Origin of the sequence: Vreelandella titanicae (assembly GCF_014697095.1) — a bacterium.
GTDB lineage: Bacteria > Pseudomonadota > Gammaproteobacteria > Pseudomonadales > Halomonadaceae > Vreelandella > Vreelandella titanicae.
Genome location: NZ_CP059082.1, coordinates 2,448,431 through 2,465,573 on the forward strand (window position 1 = coordinate 2,448,431; position 17,143 = coordinate 2,465,573).

At 50.1% G+C, this 17,143-nt stretch carries 16 protein-coding genes; 11 read left to right on the top strand and 5 right to left on the bottom strand.

Annotated features, from left to right (window positions below):
• The first annotated feature begins 131 nt into the window (after window positions 1-131).
• Window positions 132-1,982, top strand: a complete 1,851-nt coding sequence (rpoD, locus tag HZS52_RS11270) for an RNA polymerase sigma factor RpoD (protein WP_027958016.1) — start codon at window positions 132-134, stop codon at window positions 1,980-1,982.
• A 140-nt stretch (window positions 1,983-2,122) separates the two neighbouring features.
• Here the strand turns inward: rpoD and HZS52_RS11275 are convergent, their stop codons facing one another.
• From HZS52_RS11275 to HZS52_RS11285, 3 genes are all read right to left on the bottom strand, one after another.
• The gene (locus tag HZS52_RS11275; RefSeq protein ID WP_041158824.1) at window positions 2,123-2,770 is read right to left on the bottom strand and encodes a hypothetical protein; all 648 of its coding nucleotides are present in this window, start codon (window positions 2,768-2,770) and stop codon (window positions 2,123-2,125) included.
• Window positions 2,771-2,952: 182 nt separating this feature from the next.
• A complete protein-coding gene (locus HZS52_RS11280; protein ID WP_190374759.1) occupies window positions 2,953-4,614 on the bottom strand; it encodes a phosphoethanolamine transferase in 1,662 nt (553 codons plus the stop codon).
• A gap of 96 nt (window positions 4,615-4,710) precedes the next feature.
• Window positions 4,711-5,088: a diacylglycerol kinase gene (locus HZS52_RS11285; protein ID WP_041158822.1), complete on the bottom strand. Its 378-nt coding sequence runs from the start codon at window positions 5,086-5,088 to the stop codon at window positions 4,711-4,713.
• A 249-nt stretch (window positions 5,089-5,337) separates the two neighbouring features.
• On the opposite strand from HZS52_RS11285, the gene HZS52_RS11290 reads away from it, so the two are divergent.
• The 5 genes from HZS52_RS11290 (at window position 5,338) to HZS52_RS11310 (ending at window position 10,251) form a co-directional block, all read left to right on the top strand.
• A complete protein-coding gene (locus tag HZS52_RS11290; RefSeq protein ID WP_190374760.1) occupies window positions 5,338-5,565 on the top strand; it encodes a hypothetical protein in 228 nt (75 codons plus the stop codon).
• Window positions 5,566-5,573: 8 nt separating this feature from the next.
• Entirely contained in the window at window positions 5,574-6,509 is a 936-nt protein-coding gene (locus HZS52_RS11295; RefSeq protein WP_190374761.1) for a MipA/OmpV family protein, read from the top strand.
• On the top strand, window positions 6,509-7,195 hold the full coding sequence (locus tag HZS52_RS11300) for a response regulator transcription factor (protein ID WP_190374762.1): 687 nt from the start codon (window positions 6,509-6,511) through the stop codon (window positions 7,193-7,195). The genes HZS52_RS11295 and HZS52_RS11300 overlap by 1 nt, the downstream gene beginning before the upstream one ends.
• Window positions 7,164-8,540 (top strand): ATP-binding protein, encoded by a 1,377-nt coding sequence (locus tag HZS52_RS11305; RefSeq protein WP_190374763.1) that lies wholly within the window; start codon window positions 7,164-7,166, stop codon window positions 8,538-8,540. Before HZS52_RS11300 ends, HZS52_RS11305 begins: the two co-directional genes overlap by 32 nt.
• A gap of 343 nt (window positions 8,541-8,883) precedes the next feature.
• The gene (locus HZS52_RS11310; protein ID WP_190374764.1) at window positions 8,884-10,251 is read left to right on the top strand and encodes an L-serine ammonia-lyase; all 1,368 of its coding nucleotides are present in this window, start codon (window positions 8,884-8,886) and stop codon (window positions 10,249-10,251) included.
• A gap of 11 nt (window positions 10,252-10,262) precedes the next feature.
• Here the strand turns inward: HZS52_RS11310 and HZS52_RS11315 are convergent, their stop codons facing one another.
• Window positions 10,263-11,159: a LysR family transcriptional regulator gene (locus HZS52_RS11315; RefSeq protein ID WP_190374765.1), complete on the bottom strand. Its 897-nt coding sequence runs from the start codon at window positions 11,157-11,159 to the stop codon at window positions 10,263-10,265.
• Between the two features lie 130 nt (window positions 11,160-11,289).
• Between HZS52_RS11315 and HZS52_RS11320 the strand changes: the two genes are divergently transcribed.
• The 4 genes from HZS52_RS11320 (at window position 11,290) to mtgA (ending at window position 15,320) form a co-directional block, all read left to right on the top strand.
• A complete protein-coding gene (locus HZS52_RS11320) occupies window positions 11,290-12,273 on the top strand; it encodes an MBL fold metallo-hydrolase (protein ID WP_022522387.1) in 984 nt (327 codons plus the stop codon).
• Between the two features lie 45 nt (window positions 12,274-12,318).
• The gene (locus HZS52_RS11325; RefSeq protein WP_027958011.1) at window positions 12,319-13,428 is read left to right on the top strand and encodes an S-(hydroxymethyl)glutathione dehydrogenase/class III alcohol dehydrogenase; all 1,110 of its coding nucleotides are present in this window, start codon (window positions 12,319-12,321) and stop codon (window positions 13,426-13,428) included.
• Between the two features lie 310 nt (window positions 13,429-13,738).
• A complete protein-coding gene (gene fghA / locus HZS52_RS11330; protein WP_190374766.1) occupies window positions 13,739-14,593 on the top strand; it encodes an S-formylglutathione hydrolase in 855 nt (284 codons plus the stop codon).
• A gap of 10 nt (window positions 14,594-14,603) precedes the next feature.
• Window positions 14,604-15,320, top strand: coding sequence for a monofunctional biosynthetic peptidoglycan transglycosylase (gene mtgA / locus HZS52_RS11335; RefSeq protein ID WP_009288686.1), 717 nt, complete (start codon window positions 14,604-14,606; stop codon window positions 15,318-15,320).
• 213 nt (window positions 15,321-15,533) lie between these two features.
• On the opposite strand, the gene HZS52_RS11340 is transcribed toward mtgA, so the two are convergent.
• Window positions 15,534-16,472 (bottom strand): DMT family transporter, encoded by a 939-nt coding sequence (locus HZS52_RS11340; RefSeq protein WP_190374767.1) that lies wholly within the window; start codon window positions 16,470-16,472, stop codon window positions 15,534-15,536.
• Between the two features lie 144 nt (window positions 16,473-16,616).
• On the opposite strand from HZS52_RS11340, the gene HZS52_RS11345 reads away from it, so the two are divergent.
• A complete protein-coding gene (locus HZS52_RS11345) occupies window positions 16,617-17,009 on the top strand; it encodes a DUF4168 domain-containing protein (RefSeq protein WP_022522390.1) in 393 nt (130 codons plus the stop codon).
• Window positions 17,010-17,143: the final 134 nt, after the last annotated feature.

The window sequence follows — 17,143 nt, forward strand, 5'->3', positions numbered from 1 at the left end:
CACCTGAATTACCGCGCAAATACGTCGAGCTGGAAAATTTCTTGCTTTTTACGCTATACTGTACGGCTTGTTGAGTTTAATCGATTCAGCGCTCCAGGTGTTTCATTCTTCTTCGTCGAGATAGGGTTTCTATGGCTGGAAATGCGCAGCAGCAGTCGCGTCTGAAGGAGTTGATCGCTCGAGGCAAGGAACAGGGTTACCTGACCTATGCCGAGGTCAACGACCATCTACCTGAGGATATCGCCGACCCGGATCAAGTGGAAGACATCATTGGCATGATCAACGACATGGGTATAAGTGTCGCTGAAGAAGCGCCAGATGAAGACACTTTGATGATGTCGGATCAATCCACGGACGAGTCCGCTGCGGAAGAGGCCGTAGCGGCCCTTGCCGCCGTGGAAAGCGATGTAGGCCGCACCACTGACCCCGTACGCATGTATATGCGTGAAATGGGCACGGTTGAGCTTTTGACCCGTGAAGGCGAAATCGAAATCGCCAAACGGATCGAAGAGGGTACCCGTGAAGTGATGTCGTCTCTGGCCTATTTGCCGGGTGCCGTCGCGTCTATTTTGGACGCCTATGACGCTACCCAGGATGAAGAAGCGCCGGGGCGTCTTTCGGATCTGTTTTCTGGTTTCATCGATCCCGATGAGGGTATCCCCGGCGTTGCCGAAGCAGAGGTGCCCGAACCGGAGCCTGAAGCCGAGATTGACGACGACGTTGAGAGCGACGGCGACGATGAGGACGAGGATTCTACGGCCAGCGAGGGCGGCCCAGATCCCGAAGAGGCGCGTGCACGTTTCGAGCAGATTCGCGAGCAGAACGCCTTGGTGGAAGAGGCGTTTGCCAAGCATGGCCGCGGCAGTGCTGAGTTAAAGGCCGAGCAAGCCCGCTTGGCGGTGCTTTTCTCGCCTATCAAGCTGGTGCCTAAGCACTTCGAGCGCTTGGTCGGTCAGGTGCGTATCAGTGTTGAGCAAGTGCGTGCCCAAGAGAAAGCGGTCATGCAGCTGTGCGTGAAAAAAGCCAAGGTGCCGCGTAAGACGTTTATCAAGTCGTTTCCTGGTAATGAGTCGAGCAAAACATGGCTGGATGAATTCCAGGCAGCGCAGAGCAAGTACGCAGACCGCCTTGAGCCGTTGCGCGCCGATATTGCTCGTGCTCAGCGCAAGATCGCCTTCGAAGAGGATATGGTGCAGCTCTCGGTTGCCGACCTTAAAGAGGTGAATCGCAAGCTCTCGATTGGTGAGGCGAAAGCTCGCCGTGCCAAGAAAGAGATGGTTGAGGCTAACCTGCGCTTGGTGATTTCGATCGCCAAGAAGTATACCAACCGTGGTTTGCAGTTCTTGGATCTCATCCAGGAAGGCAACATCGGCTTGATGAAAGCGGTCGATAAGTTCGAATACCGCCGTGGTTATAAGTTCTCGACTTACGCCACCTGGTGGATTCGTCAGGCAATTACCCGCTCGATTGCCGACCAGGCACGCACCATCCGTATCCCGGTACATATGATTGAGACGATCAACAAGCTCAATCGCGTCTCGCGCCAGATGTTGCAGGAAATGGGCCGTGAGCCAACGCCGGAAGAACTCGGCGAGCGTTTGGAAATGCCGGAAGATAAAGTACGCAAAGTGCTCAAAATCGCCAAAGAGCCGATCTCCATGGAGACGCCGATTGGTGACGATGATGATTCACACCTGGGTGACTTTATCGAAGACGGCACCATGCTGCTGCCCATTGACATGGCTACCGGTGAAGGTCTTATCGAAGCAACGCGCAACGTGTTAGGCGGCTTGACCGCCCGCGAAGCGAAGGTACTGCGCATGCGTTTCGGTATCGATATGAACACCGACCATACCCTGGAAGAGGTGGGCAAACAGTTTGACGTAACCCGTGAGCGAATTCGTCAGATTGAAGCCAAAGCGCTGCGTAAGCTGCGTCACCCCAGCCGCTCTGAGCCGCTGCGTTCGTTCCTCGACGAGTGAATGTCGTAAGTTGTGAGTGGTAAATAGAAAGTAGTAAGTGGTGAATAGAAAGTAGTCGCCGCTAAGACCAAAAAGCCCGCCGTTCTCTGAACGGCGGGCTTTTTTATAGGGACTAATGTTGAAGACGATGTGTGCCGCGCTTAATTGGGTATCTGCCGGGCTTTATAAATGCGGCGAGCCAGTAGTAGCAATTCCAGGGTGGCGATCAGAATTAGGCTATAACCGAGTAGTTCGACGACTTCTTCAGCAACACTCTTAAAGGTTCCTGAATAGCTGTCTTCAAGAACGGCTTGCCAGAACTCTTGTCGCCCATACAGGCGCGAGAATATATAAGTGGTCAGCACGCCTGCCGTAAACAAACCAAAGGCGAAGGTGTTGCTGTAATGAGCGAACTCCGCAAGAAAGCGTTGGCGCTGCTTCACCACCCAAAAAAGCGATGGGAGAATAATCAGTGCAACGAGTACCTTCCAGGTGTTATGAGCCACATAGTTATCTAAAAAGTGATCCTGTTCGCGTACCAAGGAGGCGGCCACAAATGCCAGCAGCAACAGTGTAACGGTGGGCCACACTTTAAGTACATGACGAATGTAAATCAGCATTGCACAGCAGGTGGCCAGCACCAGTGTTTGGGTAAATTCGGTAAAACCCAGCTCAGAAAAGCGTACTGAGGGGAGATAAAGCGCTTCTAAATAGGCGCCTTGGGCAATCGCGCCAATAAAAAATACGTACAGCACCGCACGCACTAAGATGGTTTGAAACCCGATGGGCCAGACAGGGGGGAAAGACATACCAACATCCTCTGTGGGTAAGCAGTTTTGCTGTTCGCATTTTAAAACATGCATGGGTGAATGTTCATTATATCGTCACACTTATGTGTTCGCACGTCGATATTGCAGTTAATCTCTCGGTGTTTAGTCGTCGGCGCTACGAAGTGACTAAAGGATCAGCTCTACAACGAAGCAACGCAGACTTAGCTGGAACATCGTTGGCTGATATCCAATTCGTCCTGGTAAATCATTGTTGATACATTCAGTAATCCCAGTACGCTGTGGAATAAGTTGTCATGCGATGCGGGGGTTTCAGCAGTTTCGTTTAGACATTCAATATCTATATTTTCACGTTGAGAAAAATCGTGTGAAAGCCACCACAACATAGGGATATGAGTTTGTTCATCCGGTGCAATGGCATAAGGAATGCCATGTAGATAAAGCCCTTTCTCACCAAGCGATTCTCCGTGATCAGATAGATAGATCATTGAGGCATCATAGTTTGATTGATTGGCTAGCATTTCAATGATCTGACTCAAAATATGATCTGTATAAAGAATAGCGTTATCGTAACTATTAGTAATTTCTTCTTGAGAGCACTGTGATAAATCGGCAGTTTTACAGGTTGGAATGAACCGTTCGAAATTGCTGGGATAGCGCTGAAAATAACTTGGGCCATGATTGCCGAGTTGGTGCAGAATAATAACCGTGTCACGTGGGTCTGGCTGCCTTATCTGGCTACTAAGCTCGTGCACAAGTGCTTCATCTAAGCAGCGTCCTTCTTGACAAAGTTGGGGATACTCTTCAGCCGTTATCTTCACGGTTTCCACTCGGTCACAGACGCCTTTACAGCCTGACTGGTTTTCTACCCAAATGACATTCAGACCAGCACGTTTCAATACGTCAAGTAAAGATTCATGCTGCTGGGCATAGGTTTTATCGTAGTCTCGACGGCCAGGCAGCGAAAACATGCAAGGTAAGGAAACTGCTGTACTCGTACCGCAAGATGTTACCTGTTTAAAATTAATGACAGACGACAGATTGGCCAGTTCAGGTGTTGTCTGGCGTTGATAATCATTAAGCCCCCAGTTTGCGGCACGTACAGTTTCGCCCACAATGATGACGAGAAGTTTGGGTTTTGCTCCCTCATCTGGTTCTATAAAGGCATCCTCTCCAACGGACAAACGTGGTGTATTAGCAGAAGGGGCTTCGCTAGCAAGCACTTTTACCATGGAGACCAAGTAGTTACCTGGTGTTATAAGGTGGCGAAGCTCCTTGTTGTTGCGCATTAGTGATGACATATCTTGATAAGACAGAATTGTCGAGACAAGGAGTACAGCCACTCCGCTCAGCCAATAGGTAAGGCGACGTATCGCTGCTTTAGACCAGGATGTTTTCTTGAGCTTGACTCGCCATAATGCAATCGAAGGCACAATAAAATAGAGCAATAAGTGGAGAAGCAGACCGAATGTCAAAAGTTCCCGAGCCTCACTGGTATCTGTCTGCAAAAAATTGTCCAGCATGGTCGTATCAAAATAGACCCCGTAAGAGCCAGTAAAGTAACTTACAACAGAAGCTAAGAGGAGTAAGATTGTCAGTAAAATCTTGGCAGACCAGTAAAAAGAAAATAATAAAAATACAACAAAATGAAGGCTGGTGATAATTAAAAGCATAAGTGTTACTATGCCTGCTGACCGGGGTTCACTTATGTCATACCCAAATAAAGCTTCATGCCAGAAGGCATTGTTATACATAATGGTAAATAGTATTGTGACCAGCAATGTAAGTAGTTCAGAACTTATGCGTGGACGATAAATTATAGCTTTAGAGGTTAGCTTGTAATAAAAAAATATATATCTATTCATGATGGCTGCTACCAATTTTTAATGAAAAAATAGGGGGGATTTGTTTTCGGTGTAGTGTGTTATTAAATAACTGGTATCGGCTATGGTTTTATAGCCTTAACCTACTAGCACGAAAAGCCAAACTCCTATCATCAAAGTTATACTTAATAAAACTGCAGCAGAGCCGATATCTTTTGCACGGCCACTAAGAGGGTGGTGCTCAAAACTTATTCGATCTACAGTTGACTCGATTGCAGAATTAATTAATTCAACTATAAGAACTAATGTCAGCGACAGAAATAGGACTGCCTTTTCAACTGGCGTTGTGTCTAAGATAAAGATAAGAGGGTAAAGAAAAAGGCTAGCGACAACTTCCTGTCTAAACGCTGCTTCACTTTTCCAGCAAGCATAGAGTCCATCAATAGCGTTCACGGAAGCACGATATATGCGCTTTATTCCTTTTCCATTAGTTTTAGCTTGGGGAGGGAGATACATGGTAGTGCTCTCATCAGTCCGTTAGGCTATTCACAATAGAACACTAAACTTACCAGCCACTTACCCGAAACTTACCTGAAACTTACTTATGGATAGTACCTATACCTAATTTTATTTGTCTTAGGTGCCTGGTTTTATCAATAGAAGTGATCTACAACAGATTGTTCTATGCCAGGTAAATCTCTGACATCAGCGATAATACGGCCATCATCAACTGCATAGGTTTCAGTGCTACCATGGGTAAAGCCAATGTCTACGAGGCCGATCACCATAACCAAAAAGAAAGATTGGCCTCGAATTTTTCTGGAGCGGAAGGGCAAGCAATTCCATTGGGAGCAATTGGAGAAAAATGACGTGATGCTGCGCGAAGGCAGCATCGTCGATGCCACAATCATTTCTGCGTCCAACTTCACCAAAATCGAGTGCGATATGGAGATGCACCTGACTAAAAAACTGGCTTTTGGCACATTGGCATAAAAATGCACATGAGTGGCGACGACAAGCCTGGCTTAAATGAGGAGTTTTTTTTCAGTAAGTTTCATGTAAGTCAGATGATGAATACTGCCTTTTGGGGAACAGAGAAAAATGCAAAGAGGCTCCTTATGCAGTCATCATTCACAGCAGCGCGTTGTCTCGATACAGCAGCTATCCGTCGTGCAGCTTCTACGCTAACTATTATTGGCCTAGCCCTACCTCTGACGGCGCTCGCTACTGGCAAACAGGCAGATGACGATTCATTCTGGGAGATCGGATTGGGAGTCGTCAGTAGCCAAGAGGCTTATACTGGTATGGATAGTGATATTATGCCATTGCCGATAGTGGCATTTGAAAATAGGTATATTCAGCTTTCAGGGCCTGAACTTGCGCTTAAGCTGCCCAGTTATGAGTTTAGTGATTCAAATGAGTTTAATTTCAGTATTTTCGGAAGGTATGATTTCCTTGGTTACGAAGAAGGAGATGCACACATTCTGGATGGTATGGAAGGTCGTGATGGTGGCTTCTGGGCAGGCTTTAAAACAGAGTGGCAAAATAGCTTTGCTGATATTAGCGCTGAATTTGCCACTGAAGCCGCTGGTGATAGTAAAGGCAGCAGCTTTAATTTAGCTATAGAAAAAACGTGGCTTTTTAAAGAAAATTTTATGTTGACACCTCGTCTAACTGCTAATTGGCTAGATAGTCATTATATCGACTACTACTATGGCGTGCGTAAAAATGAAGTGACAGTTGGTCGTGGCTACTACAATGGTAAAACCGGTTTCAATGTCGAAGTAGGCGTACTTGGAGGTTATGTGTTCGAGCAAAAACATTTTGTGCTTCTTGATGTTGGCATAACAAGCCTAGCCTCAGAAATTAAAGACAGCCCTTTGGTTGATAGTTCAACCGAGAGTTCTATAGCGCTTGGTTATCTCTACCGTTTCTGATGAACCGTATACTTCTGCTTGAAGATCATGAGCGCTTGGCGCGGTTGATATGTAAAGGGCTAGCAATGGCCGGTATCGTCGCTGATGTATTCAGCCGCATTGATCACGCGATTGCTGCTTTACAGCAAGTTCCTTATCAAGCATTGGTGATCGATCGAGGCGTCCCAGACGGTGATGGCTTATCGTTGTTGCAGCATTTGCGCGCGGCAGGCAATGCCATTCCCTGCTTGGTGCTGACAGCACGCACAGAATTACATGACCGAGTGGAGGGCCTAGACGCCGGAGCGGATGATTACCTTGCCAAACCATTTGCAATGGAAGAGCTGGTCGCAAGGGTGCGAGCGCTGCTGCGCCGCCCTGTAGAAACCCGCACACTGGAGCCTCAGTGCGGCGATTTAACGTTACGACCGGCTGATAGCCTTATTTGTTGTGGAGATAAATGCAAAATTTTGGCCCAGGCTGAAATGCAAATAATGTTACTGCTGGTGCATAGGTATAAAGAGTCGGTACGCCACAGTGCACTGGAAGCTGCTGGCTGGGGGTTAAGCGAAGCCGTTACACCCAATGCGCTGGATGTTACTTTGCACCGGATTCGGCGTAAATTGCTAGCCATTGGTTCACAGCAATGGATAGTGAATAGAAGAGGCATCGGCTATGCGCTTCAGGATAGAAAAAAAACTAAATAGTATCAGTTTTAAAACTTTGCTGGCTTTTTTTGTTAGCATGATACTGAGCATTAGTCTCATTGTTTTCGTGCTGGATGCTGTATATTTTTTCAAGAATAGTATCTTTTCAGAAACTGATGTAAATGATTTTGCTAAGAATTTTGCTCAAGAGATCCTATACAATAAAGAGGGTATTCCAGAAAGAATGGGACTTGAGCTGGAATATCCTTGGCTGTTTGAAAGTTTAGTGCAGGAAGCAGCTTACAGAGTCATTGATCAATCTGGAAAAGTGGTATTATATTCTGCTGCAGGAGCTTCATTTTGGTCTTCCGTTGATATTGCCCATCCAATAACTACTGGACCTTTTAAGTTTGAACATGAAGGTGTGTTAATGGATGCTGCCACAGCAAAGGCAGAAAATGGAGGGAAAAGCTGGTTTGTTCAGCTTGCTGTAAGTAGACGGTTTATGTTTTTTTCTCACGATACATTTGGTTTTCGCTTTGTAAGGAGTGGGGTGGTAATATTTTCTTTAGTACTACTTTTAGTCTTTTTTTTCTGTGCCCATTTTATTGTTCGGCATACACTTAAACCGTTACGTGAACTATCCGAATCGGCTGCGTTAATTTCTCCACGATCTTTGCAGGCTCGGCTTGAAAATAACAATTTGCCGACAGAAATTGCTCCTTTAGTAATCAGTTTTAACCATACGCTTGAAAGGCTTGAACATGGCTATCGCACACAACAAGAATTTCTTTCCACAGCAGCTCATGAATTAAAGACACCGCTGGCGCTAATTCGCACACAGCTGGAGTTAATGGAAGAAACAGAAGAGCGTAACTGGTTGCTAAATGACGCTAATTACATGTCTCGCCAGGTTCAGCAATTGCTTTTATTGGCTGAAACGAGTGAGTTTAATAACTATAACTTTATTGTTGTCGATATTGAATATGTAGTCAATGAGGTAGTATGTTATTTGCAGCGGATGGCTGAAGCTGTGAAAGTTAACTTTGTTGTAAAGGATTATAGTAACGGAAGCCAATGGCGCGCCGACAGGGGGGCACTATTTACCTTGTTGAAAAATTTATTAGAAAACTCTATACAACATGCTCCTGCTGGTACGTCTATTCTGATAGCAATTTATTCTAATAAAATTCAGGTGAGAGATTGGGGGAGTGGCATTGATGAAAGCCAGCTACCACTCTTATTTACTCGTTTTTGGCGAGGAGATCACCGGCGGGATATTGGGGCAGGTTTAGGCTTGTCTATATGTCAGGAAATAGCACATGTTCATGATTGGTCAATTTTTGCCCAAAGGATGGAACCTGGCTTACTCTTTCAGTTGGTTGTGAATATCTCTGACGATTAAGTGGGTTCTCTACCTCGTACTAAATTAAGTGGCCTTTTATTACGCTCTATTTCCTGCTTTTTTCCTGGGTGGAGCGACACCGAACCGGTTATCTCCCCGTTTCGAGTGTTGTCCGACCAACCCAGCGGTTGTGGGTAAGATGCAAAGGAGGGGGCGCATTTTGTAAAGAGTGATTTTGGAGGCTAGTGATAGCATACAGTCGGCTGAAATAGCCTAAAATTGGGGCTGCAGAATAAGTCTTTAAGACGTTATAACTTGCTGACATTTTGCTCGACCTGCGAACTGTGAATCCATCACAATCAACATACCGCAGGGAATAACAGCGTTGTGAGGCGTAACAGGCATGGCTATTAGTGTGTTTGATCTTTTCCGAATTGGCATCGGGCCATCGAGTTCCCATACTGTGGGCCCGATGCGCGCGTCGCGAGATTTTGCCTTGGCGCTTGGCGATACCCGCGTTACCCGGCTGGTGGTAAGGCTTCATGGGTCACTTGCCGCCACCGGGGTGGGCCACGGTACCGATCAAGCCGTCATCATGGGGCTGATGGGCGAAGCACCAGAAAGTATCGATCCAGACACGATTACGTCGCGGTTAAAACAACTTGCCGAAGGCGAGCCGCTGTTGTTGGCCAATGGCCAACAGATCGCTTTTGACGCTCATAACGATGTCGAATGGGATGAGGCCTGTTTGCCGTTCCATCCCAATGCCATGGTGCTGAGCGCCTATTGTGATGACGCGCTAGTGGCGACCAATACGTTTTACTCCCTCGGCGGCGGTTTTTATGTCGATCAAGCGAAGGCAGATCAAGGCGAGGTCGGTGAAGATGCTACTGAACTGACTTACCCCTTCAATACGGCGGCCGAACTACTCGCACTATGCCGGCAGTATCAACTGCGTATTAGCCAGCTTATGTTAGAAAACGAGAAAGCCTGGCGTAGCGAATCGGCCATTCGTGAAGAGCTGCTGACCATCTGGCACGCCATGAGCGATAGCATTGAGAATGGCCTACGCGCTACAGGCCATTTGCCCGGTGGATTAAATGTGCGCCGCCGTGCGCAACTGCTCCACCAGCAGTTGCTTCATCCACCGGAAAATCAGCGTCTGATCGTGTCGAGTTTTACCGTAATGGATTGGGTTAACGTGTTTGCGTTGGCAGTAAATGAAGAGAACGCCGCCGGGCGGCGGATGGTCACTGCGCCGACCAACGGCGCAGCAGGCATCGTGCCCGCCGTATTAGCGTACTACTTGAAGTTTGAACCCGACGCTAGCGAAGCTGATGTGGTGGATTTTCTGCTTACCGCCGGGGCCGTAGGCATTTTATGCAAAAAGAACGCCTCCATTTCTGGTGCTGAAGTGGGCTGTCAGGGCGAAGTTGGCTCCGCTTGTGCTATGGCAGCCGCAGGGCTTGCCGAAGTGCTAGGCGGCTCACCTGGGCAGGTGGAAAATGCCGCTGAGATCGGCTTGGAACATAACCTTGGTTTGACCTGCGACCCGGTCGGCGGGCTTGTCCAAGTGCCCTGCATCGAGCGCAATGCGATCGCCTCCGTCAAAGCTATAAACGCTGCAAGAATGGCGCTGCACGGCGATGGAGAACACTTTATATCGCTGGATAAAGTGATCCGCACCATGCGCGATACTGGCCGTGACATGCAGGATAAGTATAAAGAGACATCCAAGGGCGGGCTCGCCGTCAATGCCATTGAGTGCTAGGTCATCAAGTGCTAGGCCAGCGGATTAGGAGGCAGTAAGCTGTCAATATTGGTGACTAGGTAGTCGACCAGCTGGCGGATTTTGGGCGACAGGTGACGGTGGCGAGGGTATACCGCCCAGACAGCGGTATCGTGGTGCTGAAAAGGCTCAAGCACGGCCACCAGCTCACCGTTGGCCAAGTAGGGCGCTACGTAATAGTCGGGCAGTTGTGCAAGGCCGAGCCCTTTAAGTGCGGCATCTAATAAAGCAGGGCCAGAATTACCGCTCCAGCGCCCTTCTACGCGCACCTCGCGTCGTTGACCGTTGACTTCAAACAGCCAGTTGGGCCGTGAGCCAATCAAGCAGCGGTGCTGGCTAAGCTCGCTCAACGTATGCGGGCGTGGCGCTTGGCGAAAGTAGCTGTGTGAGCCGACGATATACTCGCGGCGGTCGCATAACCGTCTGGCGATCAGGCTGGAATCCTTTAATACGCCCATCCGAATGGCAATATCGTAGCCCTCTTCAATGAGTTCTACTGGTCGGTTAGTGAAGTGCATGTGAACATCCAGCTGCGGATGCAAACACTGAAAGTCATTCACCAGTGGGGCGATAAAGCGCTCGCCAAAGGTCGTGGCCGAGGTCAGTTTAAGTAGCCCGCTAGGCTTGGCCTGGAGTTCGCTAAGCGCCTGCTCGGCATCCCGCAGCCCATCAAATAGATGGCGGCAGTGTTCCACGTAGGTAGTCCCCGCGTCGGTTAAGCGAATTTGACGGGTGGTGCGATATAGCAACTGAACACCTAGCTGATTTTCGAGCTGGCTGACCAAACGGCTGATATGCGAGGTCGATACCTTCAGGTGGCGGGCCGCAGCAGAGAACGTGCCTAAACGCACCACCTCGACAAAGGCTTCGATACGGCTCCAGTGCTGCATGCTAACTCCCTGGGTTGATAGTAATTGTTGCTGTGTGGCAATAATCTTATGAGTGTATCCCGGTTTATCAAGAGCGCCTAGCTGGCCTACACTGCTAGCATCGCTAGCCTATCAATGGAGCCTTGTGCTTATGTCTATATCTTTATCTCAGTGGTCTCGCGGTGCGCTAGCAGTGGCCGTGGGCGCTGGCTGGGCAGTTAGTGCTCAGGCAGAGCTACCCGCCCAGCAGCAGGAGCAGGCGCCAGGCTGGTTTCGCATGATGGTTGGGGAGTATGAGGTAACCGCGCTGTACGATGGCCATACGGCTATTGATACCTCCTTGTTAAAAGGCATGGAGCAAGAAGAGATTCTCCGCCACTTGGATGCGCTATTTATCGATGCAGAGAGTGGCATGCAAACTGCGGTCAATGCCTTTCTTATTCACACTGGCGAGAACCTTGTGCTGGTTGATGCCGGCTCAGCTGCCTGCTTTGGCCCCTCGTTAGGTCAGGTGGAGAGTAACCTGCGCGCTTCTGGCTACTCGCCGGAGGATGTCGACACGGTGCTGATGACCCATCTGCATCCTGACCACGTGTGTGGTTTGGCCAATGAGGAGGGCGAAGCGGTTTATCCCAATGCTGAGCTGCGAGCGAGTCAAGCCGATGCCGATTTTTGGCTGGATGAAGAGCGTGCGGCTGCGGCGCCTGAAGCCAATCAACCCTTCTTTACCATGGCTCAAGAGGCGGTAGCGCCTTATCAGGAAGCTGACCGTTTCAACCCTTTTACGGCCGGTGATGAAGTGCTGATGGGTATCGTTGCCCAAGATACCCATGGCCACACCGCCGGACACTCAAGCTTTATGCTCAACAGCGATGATGACGCCATGCTGGTATGGGGTGATGTGGTGCACAGCTACGGTGTTCAATTTGCTGACCCTACTGTGGCCATTGAGTTTGATTCTGACCCCGAGCAGGCCATTCGCACCCGGGAAAGCGTGCTCGAAAGCGCGGTTGAAGATAAGCACTGGATAGCTGGTGCCCATATGCCTTTCCCTGGCATTGGTCATATCGTAGAGGATGAAGAGGGCTATCGCTGGCTGCCGATTGAGTTTGGCCCAGTGGCAGTTGACGAGTAACGGCTTAGTGTCTGTTGTTGAAGTAATGAACATTTAGGAGTCAATATGAAATCACGCGCAGCTGTTGCACTGGAAGCGGGTAAGCCGCTTGAACTGGTTGAGATCGATGTTGAAGGCCCGAAGGCGGGGGAAGTGCTGGTTAAAATGGCCGCGACAAGCGTTTGCCATACCGATGCTTACACGCTCTCCGGTGCTGATCCCGAAGGTAACTTCCCTGCCGTGTTGGGCCATGAAGGTGCCGGCGTTGTACAGGAAGTCGGCGAGGGCGTTACCAGCCTTAAGCCAGGCGACCATGTTATTCCGCTTTACACCGCTGAGTGTGGAAAGTGTAAATTCTGTTTGTCGGGCAAAACCAACCTGTGTGGCAGCGTGCGTGCTACCCAAGGTAAAGGGGTCATGCCTGACGGTACCTCGCGTTTTTCACTCGAGGGCAAAATGCTTCATCACTATATGGGCACCTCCACGTTCAGCGAGTACACCGTGTTGCCTGAAGTCTCCCTAGCGGTGGTTTCTAAAGAAGCACCCATGGATAAAATCTGCCTACTGGGCTGCGGCGTGACCACCGGCATCGGTGCAGTGCTGAATACCGCAAAAGTAGAGCCGGGCGCCACGGTGGCGGTGTTTGGTCTCGGAGCTATCGGTTTGGCCGTCATTCAAGGCGCGGTAATGGCCAAGGCGGGGCGTATTATTGCTATCGACGTCAACGCTGATAAATTTGAGCTGGCCAAGCAGTTTGGCGCCACTGATTTTGTGAACCCCAAAGAGTACTCAGATCCAATCCAGCAGGTCATTGTCGATTTGACCGATGGCGGCGTTGACTACTCCTTTGAGTGTATCGGCAACGTCAATGTGATGCGCTCAGCGCTGGAGTGCTGCCACAAAGGCTGGGGTGAATCGATCATCATTGGTGTTGCTGGAGCCGGTGAAGAGATCTCCACACGGCCATTCCAGTTGGTCACCGGGCGGGTCTGGAAAGGCTCCGCCTTTGGTGGCGTAAAAGGACGCAGCGAGCTGCCGGGCTACGTTGATCGTTATATGAACGGCGAAATCAATATCGACGATTTCATTACCCACGATATGCCGTTCGAAAAGATCAATGAAGCGTTTGAGTTACTGCATGCGGGCAAGAGCATTCGTACAGTGCTGCATTACTAAGGTCTGCACAACTAAGTGTCAGAGCAGGTTTCCGTGAGGGCGCTGTGAACCCATCCGTGGGCGCTACTTTTGACATCTGACCGCCATGGATGGCGGAAATGCCGGAATTGTCGGGAATATTTTCCGGCCCTGTCAAAAGACCCTCACTCCAACCTGCCCTGACACTGCGTTATCGGGAGCTTTATAGACAGTCATTTGCCCTGTGCATTACTAGGCCTAGCATTATTAAGTAGTATAGGAAGCACGTTTGAAACGCTAAAACGCGGTAGGGTAGACCTGCCGCGTTTGCTGCATTTAAAGGAACCTGCCCATGAGCATGAGTGAAACTCTAGAACTGGTGTCTGCCAACCGTAGTTTCGGTGGCTGGCATAAGCGCTACCGCCACTACTCCCGTGCGCTGGATTGCGACATGATCTTCGCCGTTTACTTGCCGCCCCAAGCGGAAAACGAGCGCGTACCGCTGCTGTGGTGGCTCTCGGGGCTGACCTGTAATGACGAAAATTTCATGCAGAAAGCGGGCGCTCACCGTATTGCCGCTGAGCTGGGCGTGGCGATTGTTTGCCCTGATACCAGCCCACGGGGCACCGACTTGCCCGGCGAGCATGAAAGCTATTATTTAGGCTCTGGGGCTGGGTTTTACGTCAATGCCACCGAGTCACCCTGGAAGCCCCACTATCGCATGTACGACTATGTGATTGAGGAGTTGCCTTCTGTAGTGCGTCAGCACTTCCCGGTCAATGGGCGCGAATCGATTAGCGGACACTCGATGGGTGGGCACGGAGCATTGATCCTGGCGCTGCGTCATCCAGGTCGTTTCCGCTCTGTGTCGGCCTTCTCACCGGTGGTGAACCCGATGAACTGCCCTTGGGGGCAGCAGGCGTTTAACGCCTACTTGGGGGACGATCAGTCCCGCTGGCGTCAGTACGATGCCTGTGAGCTGGTGGCCAACGGCGCATCACGCCAGAGGCTGTTTATCGACCAGGGCGAAGCGGATCAATTCCTGGAAGAGCAGCTTCAGCCAGAGCGTTTAGAAGCCGTTTGCGAAGAGCATGATCATCCGTTAACGCTGCGCCGCCAGCCGGGCTACGATCACAGTTACTTCTTCATTGCCTCGTTCATCGAGGATCATCTGCGCTATCATGCAGATCACCTCATGAAGCGTTAAGGATAACGGGATGCTCAATCGCTTGCTGCGCCGTTTTATGCGTCTGCTATGGCGGATTGTATGGCGCGGCGTTTTAGCGTTTGTACTGTTGTCGGTCGCGCTGGTCTTGTTGTTTCGGGTCGTTCCACCACCGGGATCGATGGTGATGGTCGAGCGCAAAATTCAGAGCTGGATCCACAGCGATCCGATTCGTATACAGCGCGAGTGGCGAGGTTGGGACTCGCTCTCGGTGAACGCTAAGCTGGCAGTGATTGCCGCGGAGGATCAGCGCTTTCCACATCACGGCGGGTTTGATCTGGTCGAACTGCGCCGCGCATTGCAGGCTAGCCGGGACGGCGGACGACTGCGCGGTGCCAGTACCTTGAGCCAACAAACGGCTAAAAACGTTTTTCTGTGGACAGGTCGCAGCTGGACGCGGAAGGGGCTAGAAGCGTGGTTTACGCTACTGATCGAGATACTCTGGAGCAAGCAGCGTATTTTAGAGGTCTATCTCAACGTCGCCGAGTGGGATCGCGGTGTGTTTGGCCTAGAAGCCGCTGCTCAGCACTATTTTGGCGTTTCTTCAGCTTCGTTAACTGAGCGCCAGGCAAGTCTTCTCGCGGCTATCTTACCCAGCCCGCTGACGCGCAGCGCCGCACGCCCCGATGCCCAGGTTGAGCGGCGAAGCCAGTGGATTCGCCAGCAGATGCGTAACTTAGGTGGGGCTGATTATTTGCAACATCTATAGCTATTTTTAGCCACGCTAGCCGTATTTAGCGACGTCAATTTTCCCAGTGCCTCTAGATTGGGATAGGAGAAGTAATAACCCATGCTGCATGGGAATAAAAGGTACCGGAGAATCGCAACGGTTACAGTGTCCGTTCACCCTGGCGCAGTGGTGTTGTGCTGACATGTTTAGCCAAGCCCTGGAATAAAATTATCGACCATTATAAAAATCGGGTCATCGTCTAATCGCCTTAGGGCCGGGTTTCCGTATCACCATCACTACCCCAGTGATGGCCACCAACATACCCACAAGCCCTAACAAGGGAAGGCGTTCGTCAAAGAGCCACCACGCCTGAAGCGCCGTGACTGGCGGCACAAGATAAAAAAGACTCGCTACACGCGAGGCTTCCCCCTTTTTAATCAAGGCCATGAGTAACAGAATAGCGGCAATTGAGAGAATCAACACCAACCAGCCCAGGGTCAGCACAAAGGTGCTGCTCCACTCCACTTGGCGCGTCTCAAAAAGCAGGGCACCAACGCCTAGCAGAGCGCCTGCTGCCAAATACTGAATAACCGCCCCGGAAAGCAGCGGCATGCTGGTGCAGTATCTTTTCTGATAGAGCGTACCCAGCGAAATCCCCATTAACGCGGCGGTGACACACAGCAGAGCACTAATCCCGAAGCCGTCAAACAGCGACTCACCCAGCTCAAGCTTACTGCCGAGGACTAAACTGATACCTATCAGGCCCAGCGCTAGCCCTGTCCATTGGCGCCAAGAGAGCTGCTCACCCAGCAGTGGGCCAGCGAAGGCGGCGGTCAGAAGTGGCTGCAGCCCCACCAGTAAGGCCGCTAAACCGGCGGGCATGCCCAGGTAAATGCCATAGAAGACGCCACCTAAGTAAGCACCATGGACTAGAAAGCCTGATATGGCGATATGTGTCCATAGCCTGGGTGATGAGGGCCAAGGTATCCGCATCACGACGACCAGCGGAGTCAGTAGCAGTAGCGTGAGTACAAAGCGAATAAACAGAAACGTAAAAGGTTCTGCGTAAGGCAGGCCGAACTTCGCACCAATAAAGCCAGTGCTCCAAAGCAGAACAAAAAGTGCGGGCATGGCAGCAAGCCCTGCTGAAGATAAGTCGTTTTTATGTAACTTTCTGAATATGCTAGACATATTATTTCCGAGGTGGCGTGTTTAATTCGTCTTTTAGATACGTTTGGTTCTTTTTGTTACTAACTTTTACATAAAAGATTGAACCTGCTTGAGCATGGCGCGTCACAGAGGGCACATACACAACGCAATATTGAGGTTTCTTCTATGCAACGTATGACTGCTCTGTTCTCCGCTGCCCTGCTCGCGACCGGTTTGATGACGGCCACCGCCCACGCCCAGGAAGAGCAACAAGGCGCTGCACAAGATCCAATGGCAACCCAGCAAGCTCCTGCCCAGGATTTTTCTGACGACCAGCTCCAGCAGTTTGCCGATGCTTCTCAAGAAATTGCGGTTATTTCTCAGGAATATACCCAGCGTCTGCAGGAAGCGGAAGATGAATCAGCGCAACAGGAAGTGCGTACCGAAGCTAACGACCGCATGATCGAAGTGGTCGAAGACAGCGGCCTAGATGTTGATACTTTCAACGCTATTGGTCAATCCATTCAGCAAGATCCGGAAATGATGCAGCGTGTGCAGGAAATGGCTAACCAGTCATAAGTCATACTGCTAAAAGTGGCTGATGTGTTTTTGCTAATTGGGTCTGGCTAATATAGCAACCTTTATTTAGCAACGTTAATATTAGTATGGTTTCGGCCACCAAAGCCCGGTGCATAACTGCACCGGGCTTTTTT